This window comes from Sedimentibacter sp. B4, assembly GCF_000309315.1.
Lineage (GTDB): Bacteria > Bacillota > Clostridia > Tissierellales > Sedimentibacteraceae > Sedimentibacter > Sedimentibacter saalensis.
The window spans coordinates 22,368-43,433 of sequence record NZ_CANG01000932.1; the positions used below are offsets into that span (position 1 = coordinate 22,368).

Below are 21,066 nucleotides of genomic sequence, written 5' to 3' on the forward strand. Positions count from 1 at the left end.
TTTATAATCTTTTCATGGAAATTACATTTTCATAATGTTTTTTAGGAAAAGAAACAGCTACAAGCTTTGTAAGGTCATAGGATTTTAATCCGGTTATTTTTTCAACTTTACCTTCACATACTTCATTGCCTGTTCTGTCTACCAGCACAACCACATGGCCTGCTTCCGGCAAGGGAAGATATTCATATGGAAATGTAATCAAAGCAGTGTCTTCCCCATAGTTTATATCCATAAGATGAATTGCTATACCGGGGCACTTTGCCACACAAATTCCGCAGCCCACACATTTTTCAAAATCTATTACAGGAAGATTTGTAATTGGATTTCCTACACTGATAGCGCCCTTTGGACATGAAGTTTCACAAGGATTGCATGGTATTTGTTCTGTGCATTCTATAACAGCAATATTTCCAAGGTTGTAATCTTCATTTTTGGGAAAACCCGGAGAATTTTTCAGTTCTTCTATTGAAGGAGCTCCGCATTTTTTTAAACATGTCATACTACCAACTCCTTCCCTTTTTCCAGTATCTGATCCTTAGCTGTCCTTCTTTTTTCTCCAAATTGACCGCATCTTAAGGAATTCAGTTTATTCCATATTTCATCCATTCTTTCTTCAGCCTTTTCCTTTTCAACTAATCCCAGGTCATAGGCTACGCTTATTCCTGCAAGTCGCCCTTCTTCCATGGCGGTGCTGGCTTCTTCAATGCCTGCAACATCACCTGCTACATAGATTCCATCAACAGTTGTCCTCATACATTTGTCGTGTACGGGAACGTAACCACCCATGCTTCCTATGTATGTGAACTCACATCCGGCCAGCCACACCAATTCAATCATTGGAGTCAATCCCACAGCCAGGCATATGGTATCAACTTCAAATGTTTTTTCTGACCCTTCTACTTCTTTCCAGCTGCTGTCAAGCTGGACTATTTCTACCTTTTCCACTCTGTCTGTTCCGTAAGCTTTTTTTATTGTATGGCTTGTGTAAAATGGTACTCCTGCTCTTGCAACCTTTGCAGTATGAACTCCGTATCCCCCAAGACTTGGCGCCGCCTCCACTATGCCTAAAACATCAGCTCCTGCCTGCATTAGCTGGTAAGACACTATTACTCCAACATTTCCGGACCCAAGCATCAAAACCCTTTGTCCAGGCAGCACTCTGTTAAGGTTTATCATTGTTTGAGCTGCTCCTGCCCCCATAACTCCAGGAAGTTCCCATCCGTCAAACTGTACAGAATTTTCATAAGCTCCTGTAGCCACGATTATTTTTTTTGCGTGAATTTCTTTAGATTTTTCTTTGTTTTCTATAATCCAGAGTTTTTTGTCACCTGTAAGCCCGCACACTTCTGTGTTGAGCATTACATCTATGTCTAGGTTTTTAGTGTCATTTAATAGTTCAGTCCCTATATTTATACCACGTGTTCCTGCCTTGTGTTCCTTTGAACCAAAAAACTTGTGTATCTGCTTGAAAAGCTGCCCTCCGGGCTTATTGTTTTCATCAATCAACAGGACTCTTGCACCTGCCTTTGAAGCTTCTATTGATGCAGCAAGACCTGCAGGACCGGCTCCTATAATTACAACATCATAATTATTCTCCATCATTTTCCCACTCGCCTCTTCCATATTGAGTTTCAACCTTCATGCCGTCTCGTACTTCAGTAACGCAGGTTCTTACATTTGGTATTCCATCCACAATCATTACACAGTCAGTACATCTTCCAATGCCGCAGTAAATTCCTCTGGGCTTGTTGTTTCTTTCTGTGTGCCTGAATTTATGGACACCGTTTGCCATTAATGCAGCAGCTATCATTTCACCTTTATAGGCCGTAATTTCCTTGCCGTCAAATGTTATGGTAACAGTTTCCTCCCTAATGTCCTGCCCTAATATTGGATGTTCTGATATTCTTGTCATAGTCCACCTCTACAGTACTGCAAGACATTCTTTTACTACATTTGATACTTCAGGTGTAGGTTCCGTAAGAGGAAGTCTGTAACCTCCAACATTGAATCCCAAAAGGTTCAGAGCATGCTTAATAGGTATAGGACTTGTTGTTACAAACAATCCATCAAATAAATTTGTAAGCTCCAGGTTAATTTTTGCTGCCTTCTTCATGTCGGAATTTTCAAATGCATCTATCATTTCTCCCATTTTAATTCCTGCAACATTTGAAGCAACGCTTACAATTCCCTGCCCTCCAACTGAAAGACATGGTAGTGTCAATATGTCGTCACCGCTGTAAACCAAGAAGTCCTCAGGTGTTTCATTTATCAGTCTTATAAACTGAGCCATATCTCCGCTTGCTTCTTTGATTGCAGCGATATTTTTTATTTCAGCCAGCTTTTTCACTGTCTTTACGCTTATATTAACTCCTGTTCTTCCAGGCACATTATAAATAATTATAGGCAAATCAGTGCTTTCTGCCACTGCCTTAAAGTGTGCGTACAATGACTCCTGATTTGGTTTGTTGTAGTATGGTGTTATTACCAACAGCCCGTCAACATTCAAATCCTTTATATTATTGATATTATCAATTGTTTTCTTTGTATTATTAGTTCCTACCCCTGCTATGACAGGAATGCTCACATTTTTCTTTATTTCAGAAATAAGCCTGTATACTTCCTCACTTGTCAATGTAGGTGATTCTCCTGTGGTTCCATTTATAACCAATGCAGAAGATCTTTCGCCCTCCAGCTTTTTTGCCAGCTTTACGGCTTGATCATAATCCACATTTAAATCCTTATCAAATGGTGTTACCATTGCTGTTATTAATCTTCCCAAATTCATTTTACGTCCTCCTCTTCCATAACATGCATTTTTACCGGTCTCACCGGTGCTCTGTAACTTGAAGTTCTTACATCTTCAACCTTAATATTCAATTCATTTGCAAGTATTTTTTCTACTGTCCTCCTGCAAGTTCTGCCCTGGCATAGACCCATACCGGCACGGGTGAATTTTTTTATTTCATCAACTGTTGTTGCACCATCTTTAATTGCCTTTATTATTTCATCCTCGGTAATTTCTTCACACCTGCATATAATTTTGCTCATATATTCACTTCCTCAGTGGTTATTATTTACTTCATTGCCATATTTGTTCCAATAGGTCAACACGTCCTCCATAAGGTTATCCATGTGTTCTGACATCAGTCTTTCTGCTGCTTCTTCATCGTTGTTTTTAATTGCATCATATATTTTCTTATGCGAAGCATTATATGGTGAATTTATTTGTCTTCTAAGGTTCTCAAAAATATTTGATTGTTGCTTGAATGTGGATACAATATTATACAATGACTCCAGAATTGAATTTTTTGAAGCTTTTGCTATGGTTCTGTGAAATTCAATATCTTCATCAGCAATACTTTCACCGATCTTTGACTTTAATTCTTGTCTTTCTATAATTTCTGCAAGCTTATCAAGTTCATCCTGAGTGATATATCTTGTTGCAAGCCTTGTAGTTTCTTTTTCAATTGCTTTTCTTGCTTGAATTATCATAACAAAATTTTCCAATATTTCTGTAGAAATAATTTTATTGAGCTTATCTTGATGAAAATTTATTATTTTTATTGTTTCAGCTCTTTTTATTGCAAGCTTTCCTTCAGAAGTTATGATCCTGCCTTCATTTTTGTACTTTTCCAGATATTCGAAACTTTCAAGTCTGGATAAAATTCTTCCCACAGTTGCCGTGCTTACATCCACACTTTCTTCTCTTAATTTGTTTTCAACTGCCCAAGTGCCGATTGGTTTGTTTGAATCTTCTATAATTTTTAAAATCATTATTTCAATATCATCTAGGATTTGCCTCATAATACCACCCTTTTAAACAATTATTTGCTATTATTATCTCATAAGGGACAATTCTTTACAATGGCAAATCCTAAATATTAATTAAAATTACGCCACGGATCGCTTATTAGTCTTCTGAGTAGCAAGTGATACGACTACAAGCAAAACAGCTGAAACCCCAAGTGCAATAAGCACCTTGTTGCTTCCAAGAGCATTAATCTGGCTTAGTACAGCGCCAGCTACTATACTTACTCTTGCTCCCCATGGAGTAACCTTGCTGTTCTTCATTCCTTTTTCATGAGCATCTGGTTTTTCCTTCCACAACAAACCTATTACTAGAAGAGGTACAAGTCCTGAACCTGCCATTGAATATGCTTTTGAAAACAAGCTTAATATTGAACTTGCATATATTGCACCTAGTGCAGCAAAAACCCCTATTACTGCAGTGAGCCACTTGGCATATTTAACAAGCTGCTGATCTGTTGATTCAGGTTTAAAAGGTTTAATTAAATCATTAACTATCAAGATTGAAGCTGAGTTAAGATTTGAATCTGCAGAAGACATACCGGCAGCCAAAACAAGGGCAAACACCATTCCTGCCACTCCAACCGGAATTCTGTTCATCATAAACCATGCCATTGCATCTCCAGGTGCCAAGTCTTGTTTGATTGTGAAAATTATCATACCAACAAGTGCTGTAAGCATTACAGCAAGTATTGCTATAATACCGCTGTAGAGCATACCGTTTTTAGCAGTCTTTGTATCTGTAGCTGAAAAACATCTCTGCCAGTAAATTTGTGCAACTAAAATTCCGATAGTACCTGTTACAATCATATTTATTATCTTCATAGGATCAGATATTCCGAACTCCCACATATCTGCTCTTCCCAGTGCCTGAAGTCTCACTCCGATTTCTCCAACCGAGAAGTTAACTTCCTTGAATGCATAAACATAAAATATTACTCCAAATATCAAAACAAGTACACCCTGCAGCAAATCTGTCCAAACAACCGAGTAAATTCCTCCTAATGTTGTATAAATTATAAACACAGCTGAAAACAACAATATTACCGGAAGAGGATCAACACCTGTTACAACGCTGAATATATTTCCAAGGGCCTTACCCTGTCCTCCAACCCAGGCAATCATAATGGATGAAGCAAGAACGCCTGCCATTGCTCTTGTTACCTTATCTTTTGTTATCAAATCATCCAAAAGTTCAGGAAATGTATTGTACTTAAATCTTCCTGCAAATCCTGCAATGAACAAAGCAAATATTATCTTTGATCCCTGCTCTCCAAGAATAAAGGCCATCCATGATAAACCTGTAGAATATCCGCTTCCTGCATGACCTACAAAGTTACCTACACCCATGATTGTTGCAAACTGGGTGAAGAATATTAAGTACATTGGGAATGTTTTCCCGCCTATTGCATAGTTTGAGAAGCTCAATTCGGCCTTATCTTTTACTTTTAAAGATATGCCCAAGAAAGCGCCGCACATTAATACAGTAATAATCCATAAAGTTGTTCCTAAAGTCATATATTACCTCCTCATTATTTTATTTAAAGATTTAATTAAACTGTGCACTGATTTAATTAAATCTTTCAAAACTTAGTTCTTTGATATCCAGCAATGTTTTTTTACCGCATATCATTTGAGAAATTAATTTTCCTGTTATGGGAGCCATTGCTATTCCGTCCCCTTCATGACCAGCAGCTATGTAAAAACCTTCATTGCCCTTTACTTCTGATATGATAGGTTTTCCGTCAATACATGCAGGCCTGAATCCAGCAAAAGTTCTTATAATGTGTATGTTCTTAAGTATGGGAAAGAAATCAACAGCTTGATTTACCAGTATCTTTATTGCTTCATAATCAGTATTTTTATTATAATTTCCTAATTCACGGGTACTCCCAATTAGGTAGTTTCCGTCGCTTGTCTGTGACATGGAAAGTCCTATGCCCAGCTCTTTATGTATGTCACTTGTTTTTACCAGTTCTGGATTAAGCTTTGAAATTATATATTCAGCACTCCATATGTTTTCTCTTCCAAGCTGTGGTATGTTTTCAGTTACTGCTATCTGTCCTTTTTTTGAAGTTATAGGAATATCAATTCCAATTAGTTTACCTACATCAGCAGCCCAGGATCCGGAGGCATTTATAACGTTTTCCGTTTCAATTTCAGCACCTGAACTTAATTTTAACTGCCAGAAACTGCTCTTTTTATTTATTTCAACAGCTTCAGTTCCCTTATACACATCCATTCCGGCGTTTATTGATTTACTCATAAAAGCTCTCATGGCAAACAACGGATTTACCTGTGAATCTTCTGTTCCGTGAGTTGAAGCCACAATATCGTCCTTCACAAAAGGATGATACTTTTTTACTGTTTTTTTATCTATGAGCTCTATATCAAGTCCATAATCTTTTTGCTTTGATACATAGTCTTCCATAAAAGACAAATGCTCTGACTTGTCTATGAGAATCATTCCGCCTCTATTGTGAAACCCGATATCACAATTTAAGTTATCATTAAGATCCTTGTAAAGTTTCAAACTTTCTATAGCTAACTCCAGATTTTTGCCAGGTTTTTTAGATTGAAGCAATATCATATCATCACAGGAACCAGAAGCTCCGCTGCCTATTTGATTTTTTTCAACTAATGCTACTTTCTTATTTTCAAGAGTAAGATAATAAGCACAAGATAAACCTATAATTCCGCCGCCCAAAATAACTACGTCATATTTTTTCATGAAAGCCTCCACCTAATTTATAATACCAGCAGTCTTATTAACAACGAATTCATGAAGCAAATTCATGGTACAGATATAATGTTCCTCGCTGATAACATAACTGACTGATTTATCTTCTTCCATACACATTTTGATATCAATACCTCTTTTTTGAATTTTATCCCTAATCTCCTGACAAAGCTCCGGATATTTCATGAAATTGCTTCCGATGATGCTCACTTCAGATACATTTTCACATTTGATCAATTTAAAACCATTGTCATTAAACTTCTTTTCTGCAGCTGCAAAAATCTTTGAATCTGAAACAAACACTATGCCGTCAATGCCATAATAAACCTTGCTGTCATGTAATGCAGGACATCCCATAATCTCTTGCAGCTTGTCATAAGATTTGTACTCATTGCTTACAACTCTGCAATAAACCAGATTGTCCTGTCCGGCAACACCTGTTGTGTTCACATCCTCCAGATTCTCATCATCCTCGCATATTAATGTTCCAGGATTGGTGCTGAAAGTGGATTTGACATAAAGTCTCGATTCAGGATTCTTCATTGCAATTTCAACAGCACGAGGGTGTATTACTTTCGCACCTTTGTTTGCCATGTTGCAGCAATCCTCATAGCTTATCTTTTCAAGCAGTACAGCTTCCTTTACTTTTCTTGGGTCAGCTGTCATAATACCTTCAACATCCGTGTAAATGTGAATTTCATTGGCATGAAGGGCAACTCCCAGGGCACATCCTGTTGTATCGCTTCCTCCTCTGCCCAATGTTGTGATGTCACCGTTTTCGCTTACACCCTGTCCTCCGCCGACCACTACTATGTTTCCTATGTCTAGCAATGATTTTATTTTATCGGTTTCAACTCTCCTAATTCTTGCATCGGAAAAATTCTCGTCTGTAATTATTCTGGCTTGTTCACCAGTAAGATACACGGATTTGTATCCCCTCTTCTGGAGATTTGATGCAACAATTGCTCCTGCTATGTTCTCACCGCAGCTGAATATTACATCGAGCTCTCGTTTGCTTGCAAAAGGAATGTCCTTTCTGATCAGGTTAAGCAACGTGTCCGTAGCGTAAGGGTCTCCGTTTCTTCCCATTGCTGAAACAACCACTACCAAGGAATACCCGCCTCTTACAGCTTCTTCGATTTTTTTATAAACATGTTCTCTGGAATCTTCGGTGGCAACTGAAGTGCCTCCGAATTTCTGAACCATTATTTTCATAATTGCCCCCTTATTGTTAACTTCTGCCTTTAGACAATATTTCAGCTATTTGCACAGCATTTGTTGCTGCTCCTTTTCTTATTTGATCTCCGCAGCACCATAGGCTGATTGAATTTTTTCTGCTATAGTCTTTTCTGATTCTTCCTACATATATAAGGTCCTGCCCTGATGTTTCAATCGGCATGGGGTATAAATTGTTTTTAGGATCATCAATAAGCTTGACTCCTTTAGCATGTGACAACAGCTCTCTCACTTCGTCAGCTGTTATCTCCTGCTCAGTTTCCAGCGTTATAGACTCCGAGTGGCTCCTTATTACCGGAACTCTGGCACATGTGCATGAAATGCCGATATTGTTGTCGTGCAATATTTTTCTTCCTTCATTGTGCATTTTCATCTCTTCCTTTGTGTAATCATTTTCCACAAAGCTGTCAATGTGAGGTATTATATTGAAGGCAATTTCATGCTGAAACACATTGCTTTTAACTTCTCTTCCGTTCAGAAAATCTTCAGTCTGTTTTTTTAATTCTTCAATGCCAAGAACTCCTGCACCTGAAACAGCCTGATAAGTAGAAACAATCATTCTTTTTATTCCTGCTTTTTTATAAATTTCGTTTACAGCAACAAGCCCGATAATTGTAGAACAATTTGGATTTGCTATTATTCCATTGTGCTTGAACACATCCTCCGGGTTGATCTCAGGAACTACCAAAGGAACATCATCATTGAGTCGGAATGCGCTACTGTTGTCTATGGCAACCGAACCGGCACCTATAATTGAGGGCATGAATTTTTTGCTTATGGGTCCATCTACAGCAACGAGAGTGATGTCCACACCTTCAAATGATTTATCTGTTGCTTCCTCAACTACATATGTTTTTCCTCTGAAAATATATTCTTTCCCTGCATCGCTTGCATGAGCTAATAACTTTAAATCCTTCAACTCAAAATTTCTTTCTTCCATGACTTCAAGCATCTGCGTTCCCACTGCCCCTGTGGCTCCCAATATTGCTATAGTCGGCTTATTTTTATTATAATCTTTCATTCACGAACCTCCTGCTCATCATGTGATTAGTTATAATAAAATTATATAACACTATTTTTACATTGTCAATAATAAATATCGTTTTCCACAACTTTATTTTGCGCTTATTCAACAAATAATTCGCAAATCATTAACTACTCACGTTTTGAGTAGTAATAGAATATTCAACTTATACTTGTGTACAAATAAAGGATTGGATTCCTAGATATAAAGAATTCCAATCCTTTATGCAACTAACTTAAATTTTATTCTGATATAATAAATATAAATAATATAAATTTAATTCAATTTACTTAAGTTTTTTCAGTGCTTCTTCCATTCTGTCCATGCCGTTTTTTATGTTTTCCATGGAGTTTGAATAGGAAATTCTTATGTTGTGGGGTGCTAAAAATGCAGCTCCCGTTACAACAGCTATTCTGCTTTCTTCAAGCAGGTAATCGCACATGTCCATTGGATTGTTAATGGTGAAATCCTTGTACTTCTTGCCGTAGAAATATTTGATATTCGGCATTACATAAAATGCTCCATTTGGCTCATAGCATTTTATTCCTTCCATTTTGTTAAGTCTTTCCACTATGTACTTTCTTCTTTTGTCAAATTCCTTCTTCATTTCCTGGACAAATTCTTCTGAATTTCTCAAAGCTTCAATTGAAGCGTACTGAGCCGGCGAATTAGGGCTTGTGGTTGTGTGACCCTGGTAGTCGCTCATGGCTTTGATGACATCAGTGGGACCTACTGCAAAACCTATTCTCCATCCCGTCATGGCGTATGATTTTGAAACACCGTTTATTGTGATTGTCTTTTCTTTTATTTCCGGTGAAATGGAAGCTGTGCAGCAATTTTGTTCTTCCGTGTAAATTAATTTTTCATAAATTTCGTCGGATATTATATAGAAGTTGTGCTTAACTGCAAGATTTCCAAGTTTTTCAACGTCTTCTTTTTTGTATACGGCTCCTGTAGGGTTGTTCGGCGAATTTATTAGCACTGCTTTTGTTTTTGGAGTAATGTGTTTTGCGATTTTGTCTACATTTAAATCAAAGCCATTTGATTCATCCATCTGCACCAAGACTGATTTTCCGCCTGTGAGCTTTATCATTTCAATGTAGCTTATCCAGCAGGGTGTAGGAACTATAACTTCATCATCAGGGTCAACTATGGCCATGAGAGCATTTGTCAGAGACTGTTTTGCCCCTGATGAAACAATCACATCTCTTACAGAATAGTCAAGATTGTAGTCTTTTTTGAATTTTCTGCAAACTTCTTCTCTCAGGTCAATCATTCCAGCTGCAGGTGTGTATTTCGTCAATCCCAGGCTGTATGCTTCTTCTGCTTTTTTTATGATGTTCATGGGCGTATTGAAGTCCGGCTCTCCTATGTTAAAACCAATTACATCAATTCCCTGCTTTTTTAAAAATGCTATTTTTTCGGATTGAGCCAGCGTAACTGACGGAACCATTTCCTGAATCCTTTTGCTTATCATTATACACCTCTTGGTATTAATTTTTAAAAATTTTATATAATTATAACACAGCAAATTGTAAAATCAATCCAAAATTGCATATTCGTTAATTTTATGCAAAGAAAAATTTTTAATGATTTTTTAAGAAATATGTATTATAATAATCACCATATATAAAATAGTATATGTCTTTAATCAGATAAATATAAAAACAAACTAGATTTACAGTAAATTTTAGGAGATGATATAATGTTATGTTCAGTATGCAAGAAAAATGTGGCTGTAATATATGTCAATAAAATTATTGAAGGCAAAATGCAGACTATGGGCTTGTGCATTCCGTGTGCAAAAAAACAAGGCCTTGCTCCCATGGACCAGATAATGAACCAGAGCGGCATGAAACCTGAAGATTTTGAGAATATTAACAATCAGCTTACGGAAATAATGGGCGACATGGATTTGGAGAAGTTGACTCAGACAATAAATTCAGAAGACGGCGAGGGAATGAACTCCCTAATGAATTTCATGAATTCTGCATTTACAGGATCAAATTCTAACAACAACGAGTTTCAACCCACAGAAGAAGACGATCATGAAATAGAGACTCCAAATGTAGGAAGCGGCTCAGGTACAAAGGTTAAGGAAAAAGTAAAAAGAAAGAAATTAAAATATCTGGACACTTACGGTTCAAACCTCACAGAGCAGGCAAGATATGGGGAAATTGACCGCATAATAGGCAGAGACCGTGAAATAGACAGGGTTATTCAAATTTTAAACAGACGTTCCAAAAATAACCCCATACTTATAGGTGAACCTGGAGTTGGAAAGACTGCCATAGCTGAAGGACTGGCTGTAAGAATTGCAGAACACAGGGTTCCTGTGAAGCTTTTTAACACTGAAATATACCTTCTTGACCTGACCGCAGTAGTTGCCGGAACACAGTTCCGCGGACAGTTTGAATCGAGAATGAAGGCAATAATCGATGAAGCAAAAAAAGCAGGCAACATCATAATAGTAATAGACGAAGTTCACAACATTGTGGGCGCAGGTGAAGCAGAGGGCGGAGCAATGAATGCTGCAAACATACTTAAACCTGCCCTTGCCAGAGGAGAAGTTCAAATCATTGGCGCCACAACATTGGATGAATACAGAAAACACATTGAAAAAGATACGGCCCTTGAGAGAAGATTCCAGCCTGTAATGGTTGATGAGCCTTCAATTGAAGATTCCATAGAAATTGTCAAGGGAATAAAGGATTACTATGAGTTGTACCACAATGTAAAAATAACCGACGAGGTTATTGAACAGGCAGTACTCATGTCTGAAAGGTACATTACTGATAGATTCCTTCCTGACAAGGCTATTGACGTTATAGACGAAGCAGGCTCAAGAGCAAATCTTAAAAACAAGGGGCTTGTGGAACTTGAAGCTTTGAAATCAGAGCTTACAAGCATCAGGGATGAAAAAGAAGAAGCTGCTGAAAATGATGATTATGAAAAAGCAGCTGAACTCAAGGTAAACGAAATTAGAATTGAAGCAAAAATAAAGGAATTGTCCAATGAATGCGAAAATGTGTTCCTTACTACAGAAGACATAGCATATGTAATTGAAGCATGGACTAAAATTCCTGTTCAGAGAATAAACGAAGTTGAGGCGGAAAAACTCATAAACTTAGAAGACAGACTGCACAAGAGAGTCATTGGTCAGCATCCGGCTGTAACAAGCCTTGCAAGAGCCATAAGAAGAAACCGCTCAGGATTCAAAGAAAAAGAAAAAACCTTCATCCTTCATATTTGTCGGACCTACAGGTGTGGGAAAGACTGAACTGGCAAGAACGTTGGCTTATGAACTATTTGAAAATGAAGATGCAATGATAAGACTTGACATGTCCGAATACATGGAAAAGCATACTGTATCTAAGCTTATTGGAGCTCCTCCGGGATATGTGGGATACGATCAGGCAGGATTTTTGACAGAAAAAATCAGAAGAAAGCCTTATTCAGTAATACTGCTTGATGAAATAGAAAAAGCCCACGAAGATGTGTTCAACATCCTCCTTCAGATTCTTGAAGACGGAAGGCTCACTGACAATCAGGGAAGAACCGTAAACTTTGAGAACACGGTTATAATCATGACTTCCAATGCAGGAACTTCAATCAAGGCTAACAAAATAGGCTTTGAAAACAAGGAATACGAAGCAATGGAAGCAAAAGTAAAGGATGCTTTAAAGCAGGCATTCAGACCTGAGTTTTTAAACAGAATTGATGACATAATAGTGTTCAGCGAACTTTCAAAAGAAGAACTTAGCAAGATTGTGGAACTTATGCTCAAGGAAGTTGTTCAAGAGGGCAAGGAAAAGAAAATTTCACTTACTATAACAGATAAAATGAAAGATTTCATCCTTGAAAAAGGATACAACACAAAGTACGGAGCAAGACCTTTAAGACGCGCTATTCAAAAATATGTTGAAGATGAGGTTTCTGAGGCATATTTAAGAGGAACTTTAAAAGAAGGAAGCTCTGCAACTATTACAGTAAATGATGAAGGCAAGACAGAATTAATAATAGCATAGCAAACAAATAGAACCTGGTCTATCCAGGTTCTTATTTATTATAGTATTTATTTGTTCAAAAAGCTAACTCCCAGAACTCCTGGTCCCGCGTGAGTTCCAATTACAGGTCCTATTTCCTGTTCAATTATTTCTTTGATTTTATATTTTTCTTCGATAGTTTCTCTCAGAACTTTCAGCTGGTCATAGCTGCGGGCATGGAACAGCAGTACAGTCTTGTCGGACAAGTCATAGTTGTTTTTTTCAATCCATTCGTCAATCCACTTTATTGTTTTGTTCTTGCCTCTTACCTTTTCAATTACTGCAAGCTTTCCATCTTTGATTTCTATTACAGGCTTAATGTTTAATATTGAACCTACAACAGCCTGCCCCTTTGAAAGACGGCCTCCCTTTTCAAGGTATTTAAGAGTATCAAGACCTGCTATGGCAACAACCTTATCTTTTGTTGCTTCAAGTTCCGCAACTATCTGGTCAATTGTCTTTTTTTCATTTACAAGTTTTATTGCCTCAAGTATCAATGAAAATGTTCCCAGGCACACGCTTCTTGAGTCAATTATGCGTATGTTGTCACTTCCTATCATGTCTTTTGCTATACGGGCAGAATCATATGTTCCGCTGAATTCCGAAGCTAAAAATATACCCAGAATCTGGTCACCTTCAAGAAGTATTTCACTGAACGCTTCAACAAAAGCACCAGGAGAAACTTGAGATGTGGTAGGAAGCTTTTCTGCTTTTTCAAGCTTTTCGAAAAATTCAGATGAACTCAGCTCAACCTTGTCCAAGAATGACTCATTTTCAAAGTTCACAGTCAGCGGAACCATTTTCAAATTGTATTTATCAATTATTTCATCTGTTACATCTGACGTGCTGTCTATTACTATTCTAATTCCCATAATAACCTCTCATTATCTTTCATATCAAATTTTTTGACTGTTAAAGTAATATTATGCAATTATTCTGTAAAACAGAATAATTTTGTAATCTAAAATTTATATTTGTGATTAAAGAAAACATCTATGTTTGACAGAACCTTTATCAAAAGCTCTTCCTCTTTGCTGTCCAGTTGCTGCAAGGCGCTTATAACAAGGTCCTTGTGAAAGTCCTCATGAGCTTTAAAAGCCTCCATTCCCTTATCAGTCAGCTTGATTTTAATAACCCTTCTGTCCTCTACGGAACGGCGCCTTTCAACATATCCTTTTTTGATAAGGTTGTCTATGGCAGTTGTGAGCGTGCCTGACGTAACCTTCAAATCCTTTGCCGTATCAGACATAGTACGTTCTTTGTTTACTCCGATGTTATCAATTACATGCATTTCAGATATTGACAAATCAAAAAAGTTTCCAACTCTCAAACATTTTTCTTCAATATCCAAGATGTTTGCAAAAAGTCTTACAAGTATTTCATTTACAGTTTCATGATTGCTCATTAGACCACCTCAATTTATTTTGATAATCAAATTATATTTATAATATAAAGATTTGTCAAGCTTTAATTGCGAAGAAGGTACCTCCACAAGAAATCTTTGGCTTCCTCGGCATAATCAATATTAATGCGCTTTGTTTTTTCTACGGCAAAATTTCTAAACCCATCATCTTCCAAATAAATTTCATCTCCTGTAAGGTCAATGCCGTTTTCCTCTTTTGTGATTTTAAGAGCGTTGCATAGCTTACCGGGACCGTTTGAAAGATTTTTTAGCTGAGATTTTGTCAGGCAGTCCAATGCCTTATTGTATCTGTTCATGCACATGGCATCAATATTTATCACAGGTTCAACAGATCTTATAAGAACTGCGCTGCATATTCCTTCCCCTTCAGTAACAAAATTAAGACAGTAATACATTCCGTAAATGAAATAAACATAGGTAAATCCCGGAGGTCCGAACATTATTTTTGTTCTGGGCGTTACTTTTCCACCGTACCCATGGCTTGCCTTATCAATTTCAGCAATGTATGCTTCAGTTTCTGTTATGCGTGATTTGATTAAAACATCATCATACTTTCTGACAAGAAGTTTGCCAAGCAGTTCTTCCCCCACCAGCCTGGCATCCCTGTCATAAAAATCTCTTTCTAATTTATACATACTCTCCTGCTTAAATACAAAATAATCGTTTGAAATTCATGCTTGTTTTTTCTGCAACTTCTTCTGCTGTAATATTTCTAATAGCAGCAATTTCTTCCGCCACATATTTCACGTACTTAGGCTCATTTCGTTTTCCTCTGAAAGGCTCCGGCGTCAAATACGGAGAATCAGTCTCGATTAAAAGCCTGTCAAAAGGAACATCATGTGCAACAAGCTTCGGCGTCTTTGATTTTTTAAATGTTACAGGTCCTCCAAGAGAAATATAAAAGCCCAGTTTTATAAATTCTCTAGCCATTTCAACACTGCTTGAATAACAGTGAAGAATTCCCCTTGTTCCGCTGTAATGCTCTTCTTTCATAATTTTAAACACATCTTCATGGGCATCTCTGTCGTGAACAATGTATGGAAGATCGAGCTCCTTTGCAAGCCTTATCTGTTCCCTGAACCATTTGCGCTGGGTTTCTCTGTCAGAATTGTCATAATAATAATCAAGTCCAATTTCGCCTATTGCTATTACTTTTTTATTATTTGCCAAAATACTAAATAAATTCATTGTATTGTCGTCCATACACTTTGAATCATGAGGATGACATCCTACGGCAGCATAAATGAAAGGATATTTTTCTGCAAGCTTTACCGCATTTTGTGATGTCTTCAAATCAGCTCCGGGGTTTAAGACGGTATCCACATCATTGTCATACAACGAATTTATAAGTTCTTCCCTATCACCGTCAAAACTTTCATCATCAAGATGGGCATGGCTGTCTGTTAATTTATTTTTCACTTTTATTATCCTTCTTACTCTTATTTGATTTCTTCTTGGTGCTTCTGTATTCTTTCACCAGCTCCTTGAATTCCTCAAGCTGTGGGTCATCCTTCATGAATGTAACATCAACAGATGCATCCCTTGTTCCCACATTGTAAAGAATTTTCGCCTTTACTTTGTTTTTTGCATCCGGTTTCAAGTAATTTACACCCTTGATTTCTTCCCATCTGATAAGAAAGTTTTTTTTGTGAATCCCCAAAGTTGAAATCTTTGTCTTCTTCAACATGGGTACATACAAGAATATCATTAAAATTGGCAGTATAACCATCCCCAACACAGAATCATCAGTGTATGTCTTGGTGTTGATCATTCCAATTACTGCAAATCCTGAAAATATTATCAGAACAATCAATACGATGCTGCTTACCAAGTGCGTTGATTTTTCATCTATGTTTAAATTCATTAGCACCTGCATATTTTCTTTTTTGTACTTCATGTTGTTTCTTACATTTGTAGTAATAAAAAATGTAATGAGCAAAATCATTAATAGATACATTATTGAGGCAAAATTCATATTTTTTCCCTTCTGTTCTTAAAATTTATTTATATACAAGTGTAGCATAATGCTCATTATTTTTCAAGATATACAATCATTATCATTAAATGAAAAAACCCCATTTTATAATGGGGTCGAGTTTATCCTATTACTTTTTTTATAATGTTGTGGAAATTCTTGTACGCAACCTTCTCAATATCTTCGGCTGTAAAACCTGCTTTTTCCATTTCAATTAGCAATTTGCTTGTCTTTGAAGCATCTTCCAGCCCTTTTGTATAGGAAGTTTCCTGCTGGCTGAAGCTGCTCATGGAACTGTCATCAAGAAAATCACAGTAGTCCATGCCTATTCCAACATGGTCTATTCCCATGACATTTGCCATGTGTTCAATATGTTGAACAAGCATTCTCACATCCTGCTTTTCAATGTCGTGATGTACAAACTCATTGAAAGAATTTATACCCACTACTCCTCCCAACTCTGCAATCTTTTTAAGCTGCTCATCAGAAAGATTTCTTGGAACGTCACATAAATGTTTGCAGTTGGAATGAGATGCTATTATAGGACTATCTGTTTCATATGCCACATCCCAGAAAGACTTCTCATTTAAGTGTGAAACATCAAGGAGCATTCTTTTGTTGTTTATTTTACGAACTGCTTTTTTCCCCAGCTCAGTAATTCCTCTTTGAGGATTACCTCTTACACCTGTAGCCAGGGCATTTTCTTCGTTCCATGTAAGACTTGCATGCCTTGCACCAAAGTCATAGAAATAATCTATTAAGTCCAGATTTTCACCGATGCTGCTCAATCCCTCAAGGCCTATGAATACATAAAGTTTTCCTTCCCTTTTGGCTTTTTCAATGTCGTCAAATGATCTGGCAATCAATATGGAATCTTTGATATACTCGGATTCTTTTTTGATTGAGTCCACAATTTCCATAGCTCTTTTGTATGGCTGATATGTATATGGAGGATCAATCCAAATTACAAATATGCTGCCTGTTATGTTGCCCTTCTTTAATTTGTCTAGATGGTATCTTCTTATTATATCTTTTTCGCCATTTAAAGTCTTTATCGCAACATCTGTCCATATATCTGAATGGCCGTCAAAAATCATGATTTTCTCCTTAAAGCAATAAATTTCCTACTATTATACCCAGGTAAGTACCTACTCCGTAGCCGAAAACTCCGACTAGCATTGCAGGAGCCACCAAGTCTGTCCATCCTTTGGATATTGCCATTGCTGTAGCGGTTGTAGGTCCGCCTATATTTGCGTTTGACGCAATGATTATTTCTTCAACACTGTAATTTAAGAGTTTTCCAAATCCAAATATTACAGCCATGTTAACTATTACAACTATTCCGCAGAACAACAACAGAAGCGGAGAGTTTTGAATAATAAGTGGTATTGATGCAGGAACACCTATTACAACAAAGAACAGATAAATAAGGAATGTTCCTATTTCCTGGGCTCCTCTTATATTTCCGAAGAAATCAGGGAAAAATGTAGCAAGAAGCATTGTAATTGTTGTAATTATAAGGTACTGATTGCTTAAAAGAATATTGAGCATGCTCATTGCAAAATTACCTGTAGGAATTACACTTCCCAGGAACCCTGCAATTGCCTTTGAAACAGCAACTACTATAAATCCTGTTGCAACTGCAAATGCAATGTCTTTTAAAGAGATTTCCTTTCCCTTCCAATAAGCTGCAGCACTTGTACCATCTTCTGTTTTTCCAAGGCTTTCAACCTTGTCCACATATGGATGTTTGAAATGTTTTCTGAAAAAATTCACAGTCGGAATAGTTATCAAGGCAAGGAAGTACAACGCCATCAAGAGGTTGTCCGCTACAACCGTAGCTGATACAAGTTCTCCGGGAACACTGAATGCACTTGATACTGCAACAAAGTTAACTCCTCCGCCAATGTATGAGCCGGTCATCATTCCAGCAATCTCAGCCAGGTGAGGTATATGTTTTCCCAAAAGTAAAAATCCTAGTATTGCTCCGGCAACGGTTCCCACTGATCCAATAAGGAATATTAAAAGCATTCTTCCGCTTTCTTTCCATATTTTCTTAATATTGCACTGTAAAAGCAACAGAGGGATTGCCAATGGAACAACATAACCCCATACAGTGTCATAAACCGGTGAATCAACAGGTATAACTTTTAAATTTGATAATGCCATTGCTCCGATTAATGCGATTATTGCGCCTGATATCTTTGCAGCCCAGTCATATTTTTGCTCCAGGTAAATGCTGAGGGCTGCCCAACCTGTAAGAAACGCCCACAAAACCCATGTGTTGTCAGCACTGATAAAAGAATTTGACATAAACTTCCTCCTAATTAAGTTATTTTTCAAGAAAAACATATAAACAAACGTTTTACATAAACTTTGTTCAATATATTGAACTTGAATTTATTGCATTATATTATAAAAAAAATAAATGTCAACGTTTTTTGACATTTATTTTAAGGTAATTATAGATGAAATTTTATTAAAAACTTGGAGGAACCATTGCCCATACTGAAACAGACTCTTCCTCTCCCATGTTAAGATATTTGTGAGGTATTGTACTGTCAAGATATATGCTGTCTCCCTCATTTAAATCGTAAACTTTTTCTCCGGACAAAACTCTCAATGTTCCTTTGACAACAACTCCGCACTCTTCGCCGTCATGGCTTATGAGCTCATCACTGTTGCATTCATTGGGCTCTATTTCTATCCAAAGCATTTCAATTTGTTTTTTAAGATCAGGGCTCAAAAGTTCATATATTCTGTCTGCCCTTCCCATCATGAGTTTTTTTCTTTCTTCTTTTCGCACAACCTGATTAAAATCATCATATTCATCAAAAAAATAATTCATCGTAACATTCAAAGCCTTTGATACTTTCCACAGCGATGCCACTGATGGTCCGGTAATATCTCTTTCAATCTGACTGATTAAACCCTTGCTTAAACCTGTCATTCCCGATAACTGCTCTATGCTAATCTTTTGTTTTAATCTCAGGGATCTGATTTTTTCTCCAAGTTCCATGTTATTTTCTCCTTAAGGAATTTTCCCCCGCAGTATAATGTAAATTATGCATTTTTTGTAATATGTTGTTGATATATTATACAATACTGGCAACAATTCATCAATACTTTATTACTTTTTTCTCTAACCATGCTGCAAAAAAATACATTACAGCAGCTATAAGTCCTAAAATAAAAACCCCCATCATAACCAGGTCAAGCTTGAAGGTCTGGCTTCCATAAAGTATAAGATATCCTATTCCTGCTTTTGATACAAGAAATTCTCCAACTATGACACCAATCCAGGACAATCCTATGTTAACCTTTATAACACTCATTATGTTTGGAATGTTTGATGGAATTATTACTTTCTTCAATATTTGAAACTTGTTTGCACCTAAAGTTTTTAAAAGCACTATTTTATCTTTTTCCACGCTGATAAATCCTGTGTACAATGTCATTATTGTCACAATAACAGATATTGAAGCAGCTGTGACAACTATCCCTGAAAAACCCATGCCTGCCCACAATATTATTATAGGAGCAAGGGCTGTTTTTGGCAGACTGTTCAAAATAACCATGTATGGGTCAGTTATTCTGGCTAATTTCTCAAACCACCACAAAAGAATTGAAACAAAAAAGCCTAAAATTGTGCCTGTAAAAAATCCCGCGATTGTTTCAGTAGTGGAAACATACAAATGGTTAAACAAACTTCCGTCTTTCACAAACTTTACAATCAGCTCAAAAATTGCTCCTGGACTGCTGGTCAGAAATGTATCTATAAGCCTGTAACGAGCAGCAGCTTCCCATAGGACAATAAACACAGCAAATATCATTATCTGAGTTATTTTTATAAAGTCTTTTTCTCTTTTTAAGTTTTTTAAATATTGTTCATGTTCCTTGGATATTGCTGCCTGATTCTGGGACCTCTCATTCCTTTTCCACATCCAAATCCCTCCATATCTGTCTGAAATATTCCCCGAATTCCAAAGTGTTTCTGCATTTCATAGGTGTTCTTTCCCCTTGACACTCCTTGAAATTGATATCATACTCGCTTTTAATTTTTGCTGGCCTCTCAGTAAAAACAATTACTCTGTCCGACATACTCACAGCTTCTGGAATATCATGAGTTACCAGGACTGTTGTTATTTTTTCTTTTCTTAAAATTTCCCCTACTTCATTTCCAACAGAAAGTCTGGTCTGGTAATCAAGAGCAGAAAACGGCTCATCTAAAAGAAGCAAATCAGGCTCTATTGCCAGTGTTCTCACTAGGGCAGCTCTTTGTCTCATTCCGCCTGACAGCTGGCTAGGATAATGGTTTCTGAAATTATAGAGTCCATATTTCTTGAGCATTTCCAAAACCTTATTTTTGTTTTCTTCTGTGTCCATATGTTTTATTTCCAATCCAATCAGACAATTCTTATAAATGTTCCTCCATTCATAAAGCTGATCTTTTTGAAACATAAATCCAATGCTATTAGTATTGACCGTAACCTCGCCTTCAGAGGGTTCTTCAAGTCCCGCAAGAAGTGACAAGACAGTTGATTTGCCTGACCCCGAAGGCCCTACGATGGACACAATCTCACCCTTTTTTACCTTGAATGAAAGATCTTCAATTGCCTTTGTTTCGTTATTGATTGTATGAAATCTCTTAGAGATATTTTTTAGTTCACACACATATTCCATATTAACCTCCGTAAGACTGTAGCTAATATATGTTATTCAATAAAATAAAATAAGTTAATAAAAATTGAAATTTAAAGCAGAAATGTAATGCAAACAACATAAAAAAGTCGGCATATTATTTTGCAGGACAGG

At 36.9% G+C, this 21,066-nt stretch carries 21 protein-coding genes and 1 pseudogene; 1 reads left to right on the forward strand and 21 read right to left on the reverse strand.

Translation table 11 applies throughout. The annotated features are described in order from the left end of the window. Position 1: 1 nt before the first annotated feature. From BN358_RS16400 to BN358_RS16450, 11 genes are all read right to left on the reverse strand, one after another. Positions 2 to 499, reverse strand: coding sequence for a 4Fe-4S dicluster domain-containing protein (locus tag BN358_RS16400; protein ID WP_019229622.1), 498 nt, complete (start codon positions 497 to 499; stop codon positions 2 to 4). Continuing rightward, on the reverse strand, positions 496 to 1,602 hold the full coding sequence (locus BN358_RS16405) for an NAD(P)/FAD-dependent oxidoreductase (protein ID WP_019229623.1): 1,107 nt from the start codon (positions 1,600 to 1,602) through the stop codon (positions 496 to 498). Before BN358_RS16405 ends, BN358_RS16400 begins: the two co-directional genes overlap by 4 nt. Further along, on the reverse strand, positions 1,589 to 1,912 hold the full coding sequence (locus BN358_RS16410) for a (2Fe-2S)-binding protein (RefSeq protein WP_019229624.1): 324 nt from the start codon (positions 1,910 to 1,912) through the stop codon (positions 1,589 to 1,591). The genes BN358_RS16405 and BN358_RS16410 overlap by 14 nt, the downstream gene beginning before the upstream one ends. A gap of 9 nt (positions 1,913 to 1,921) precedes the next feature. Further along, the gene (gene dapA / locus BN358_RS16415; RefSeq protein ID WP_019229625.1) at positions 1,922 to 2,785 is read right to left on the reverse strand and encodes a 4-hydroxy-tetrahydrodipicolinate synthase; all 864 of its coding nucleotides are present in this window, start codon (positions 2,783 to 2,785) and stop codon (positions 1,922 to 1,924) included. Beyond that, the gene (locus tag BN358_RS16420) at positions 2,782 to 3,048 is read right to left on the reverse strand and encodes a (2Fe-2S)-binding protein (protein WP_019229626.1); all 267 of its coding nucleotides are present in this window, start codon (positions 3,046 to 3,048) and stop codon (positions 2,782 to 2,784) included. The genes dapA and BN358_RS16420 overlap by 4 nt, the downstream gene beginning before the upstream one ends. Positions 3,049 to 3,060: 12 nt before the next feature. Beyond that, positions 3,061 to 3,804: an FCD domain-containing protein gene (locus BN358_RS16425; protein WP_019229627.1), complete on the reverse strand. Its 744-nt coding sequence runs from the start codon at positions 3,802 to 3,804 to the stop codon at positions 3,061 to 3,063. An 87-nt stretch (positions 3,805 to 3,891) separates the two neighbouring features. Further along, positions 3,892 to 5,325, reverse strand: a complete 1,434-nt coding sequence (locus tag BN358_RS16430; RefSeq protein ID WP_019229628.1) for a sodium:solute symporter — start codon at positions 5,323 to 5,325, stop codon at positions 3,892 to 3,894. A 52-nt stretch (positions 5,326 to 5,377) separates the two neighbouring features. Continuing rightward, complete coding sequence (locus BN358_RS16435; RefSeq protein ID WP_019229629.1) at positions 5,378 to 6,538, reverse strand: FAD-binding oxidoreductase; 1,161 nt, start codon at positions 6,536 to 6,538, stop codon at positions 5,378 to 5,380. Between the two features lie 12 nt (positions 6,539 to 6,550). Next, positions 6,551 to 7,762, reverse strand: a complete 1,212-nt coding sequence (locus BN358_RS16440) for an aspartate kinase (RefSeq protein ID WP_019229630.1) — start codon at positions 7,760 to 7,762, stop codon at positions 6,551 to 6,553. A gap of 16 nt (positions 7,763 to 7,778) precedes the next feature. After that, positions 7,779 to 8,804 carry an aspartate-semialdehyde dehydrogenase gene (locus BN358_RS16445; protein WP_019229631.1) on the reverse strand — a complete coding sequence of 342 codons (1,026 nt, stop codon included), beginning with the start codon at positions 8,802 to 8,804 and terminating at the stop codon, positions 7,779 to 7,781. Positions 8,805 to 9,093: 289 nt separating this feature from the next. After that, positions 9,094 to 10,284, reverse strand: coding sequence for a pyridoxal phosphate-dependent aminotransferase (locus tag BN358_RS16450; RefSeq protein WP_019229632.1), 1,191 nt, complete (start codon positions 10,282 to 10,284; stop codon positions 9,094 to 9,096). A 225-nt stretch (positions 10,285 to 10,509) separates the two neighbouring features. On the opposite strand from BN358_RS16450, the pseudogene BN358_RS16455 reads away from it, so the two are divergent. After that, positions 10,510 to 12,835, forward strand: a pseudogene (locus BN358_RS16455) (AAA family ATPase). Between the two features lie 47 nt (positions 12,836 to 12,882). Here BN358_RS16455 and BN358_RS16460 read toward each other — a convergent pair. The 10 genes from BN358_RS16460 to BN358_RS16505 all read right to left on the reverse strand — a co-directional run bounded on the left by BN358_RS16460 (position 12,883) and on the right by BN358_RS16505 (position 20,934). Further along, positions 12,883 to 13,725 (reverse strand): DegV family protein, encoded by an 843-nt coding sequence (locus tag BN358_RS16460; RefSeq protein ID WP_019229633.1) that lies wholly within the window; start codon positions 13,723 to 13,725, stop codon positions 12,883 to 12,885. Between the two features lie 89 nt (positions 13,726 to 13,814). Beyond that, positions 13,815 to 14,258: a MarR family winged helix-turn-helix transcriptional regulator gene (locus BN358_RS16465; RefSeq protein ID WP_019229634.1), complete on the reverse strand. Its 444-nt coding sequence runs from the start codon at positions 14,256 to 14,258 to the stop codon at positions 13,815 to 13,817. 62 nt (positions 14,259 to 14,320) lie between these two features. Beyond that, entirely contained in the window at positions 14,321 to 14,911 is a 591-nt protein-coding gene (locus BN358_RS16470) for a DNA-3-methyladenine glycosylase (RefSeq protein ID WP_019229635.1), read from the reverse strand. A gap of 10 nt (positions 14,912 to 14,921) precedes the next feature. After that, positions 14,922 to 15,695, reverse strand: a complete 774-nt coding sequence (locus BN358_RS16475; protein WP_019229636.1) for a TatD family hydrolase — start codon at positions 15,693 to 15,695, stop codon at positions 14,922 to 14,924. Next, a complete protein-coding gene (locus BN358_RS16480; protein ID WP_019229637.1) occupies positions 15,685 to 16,251 on the reverse strand; it encodes a hypothetical protein in 567 nt (188 codons plus the stop codon). Before BN358_RS16480 ends, BN358_RS16475 begins: the two co-directional genes overlap by 11 nt. A gap of 122 nt (positions 16,252 to 16,373) precedes the next feature. Beyond that, complete coding sequence (locus tag BN358_RS16485) at positions 16,374 to 17,348, reverse strand: dipeptidase (protein WP_019229638.1); 975 nt, start codon at positions 17,346 to 17,348, stop codon at positions 16,374 to 16,376. A 10-nt stretch (positions 17,349 to 17,358) separates the two neighbouring features. Then, positions 17,359 to 18,564 (reverse strand): DUF819 domain-containing protein, encoded by a 1,206-nt coding sequence (locus BN358_RS16490; RefSeq protein WP_019229639.1) that lies wholly within the window; start codon positions 18,562 to 18,564, stop codon positions 17,359 to 17,361. Positions 18,565 to 18,730: 166 nt separating this feature from the next. Beyond that, positions 18,731 to 19,270, reverse strand: coding sequence for a helix-turn-helix domain-containing protein (locus tag BN358_RS16495; RefSeq protein WP_019229640.1), 540 nt, complete (start codon positions 19,268 to 19,270; stop codon positions 18,731 to 18,733). A 100-nt stretch (positions 19,271 to 19,370) separates the two neighbouring features. Beyond that, positions 19,371 to 20,195 (reverse strand): ABC transporter permease, encoded by an 825-nt coding sequence (locus BN358_RS16500; protein WP_019229641.1) that lies wholly within the window; start codon positions 20,193 to 20,195, stop codon positions 19,371 to 19,373. Then, a complete protein-coding gene (locus BN358_RS16505) occupies positions 20,179 to 20,934 on the reverse strand; it encodes an ABC transporter ATP-binding protein (RefSeq protein ID WP_019229642.1) in 756 nt (251 codons plus the stop codon). Before BN358_RS16505 ends, BN358_RS16500 begins: the two co-directional genes overlap by 17 nt. Positions 20,935 to 21,066 lie beyond the last annotated feature (132 nt).

What these genes read in the sequence shown, in the direction of transcription:
- dapA (WP_019229625.1), bottom strand. Translation starts at nt 2,785, where the DNA reads ATGAATTTGGGAAGATTAATAACAGCAATGGTAACACCATTTGATAAG.
- BN358_RS16485 (WP_019229638.1), bottom strand. Translation starts at nt 17,348, where the DNA reads ATGATTTTTGACGGCCATTCAGATATATGGACAGATGTTGCGATAAAG.
- BN358_RS16495 (WP_019229640.1), bottom strand. Translation starts at nt 19,270, where the DNA reads ATGGAACTTGGAGAAAAAATCAGATCCCTGAGATTAAAACAAAAGATT.
- BN358_RS16505 (WP_019229642.1), bottom strand. Translation starts at nt 20,934, where the DNA reads ATGGAATATGTGTGTGAACTAAAAAATATCTCTAAGAGATTTCATACA.
- BN358_RS16450 (WP_019229632.1), bottom strand. Translation starts at nt 10,284, where the DNA reads ATGATAAGCAAAAGGATTCAGGAAATGGTTCCGTCAGTTACGCTGGCT.
- BN358_RS16460 (WP_019229633.1), bottom strand. Translation starts at nt 13,725, where the DNA reads ATGGGAATTAGAATAGTAATAGACAGCACGTCAGATGTAACAGATGAA.
- BN358_RS16410 (WP_019229624.1), bottom strand. Translation starts at nt 1,912, where the DNA reads ATGACAAGAATATCAGAACATCCAATATTAGGGCAGGACATTAGGGAG.
- BN358_RS16400 (WP_019229622.1), bottom strand. Translation starts at nt 499, where the DNA reads ATGACATGTTTAAAAAAATGCGGAGCTCCTTCAATAGAAGAACTGAAA.
- BN358_RS16480 (WP_019229637.1), bottom strand. Translation starts at nt 16,251, where the DNA reads ATGAATTTTGCCTCAATAATGTATCTATTAATGATTTTGCTCATTACA.
- BN358_RS16430 (WP_019229628.1), bottom strand. Translation starts at nt 5,325, where the DNA reads ATGACTTTAGGAACAACTTTATGGATTATTACTGTATTAATGTGCGGC.
- BN358_RS16440 (WP_019229630.1), bottom strand. Translation starts at nt 7,762, where the DNA reads ATGAAAATAATGGTTCAGAAATTCGGAGGCACTTCAGTTGCCACCGAA.
- BN358_RS16445 (WP_019229631.1), bottom strand. Translation starts at nt 8,804, where the DNA reads ATGAAAGATTATAATAAAAATAAGCCGACTATAGCAATATTGGGAGCC.
- BN358_RS16500 (WP_019229641.1), bottom strand. Translation starts at nt 20,195, where the DNA reads ATGTGGAAAAGGAATGAGAGGTCCCAGAATCAGGCAGCAATATCCAAG.
- BN358_RS16405 (WP_019229623.1), bottom strand. Translation starts at nt 1,602, where the DNA reads ATGATGGAGAATAATTATGATGTTGTAATTATAGGAGCCGGTCCTGCA.
- BN358_RS16435 (WP_019229629.1), bottom strand. Translation starts at nt 6,538, where the DNA reads ATGAAAAAATATGACGTAGTTATTTTGGGCGGCGGAATTATAGGTTTA.
- BN358_RS16490 (WP_019229639.1), bottom strand. Translation starts at nt 18,564, where the DNA reads ATGTCAAATTCTTTTATCAGTGCTGACAACACATGGGTTTTGTGGGCG.
- BN358_RS16420 (WP_019229626.1), bottom strand. Translation starts at nt 3,048, where the DNA reads ATGAGCAAAATTATATGCAGGTGTGAAGAAATTACCGAGGATGAAATA.
- BN358_RS16465 (WP_019229634.1), bottom strand. Translation starts at nt 14,258, where the DNA reads ATGAGCAATCATGAAACTGTAAATGAAATACTTGTAAGACTTTTTGCA.
- BN358_RS16425 (WP_019229627.1), bottom strand. Translation starts at nt 3,804, where the DNA reads ATGAGGCAAATCCTAGATGATATTGAAATAATGATTTTAAAAATTATA.
- BN358_RS16470 (WP_019229635.1), bottom strand. Translation starts at nt 14,911, where the DNA reads ATGTATAAATTAGAAAGAGATTTTTATGACAGGGATGCCAGGCTGGTG.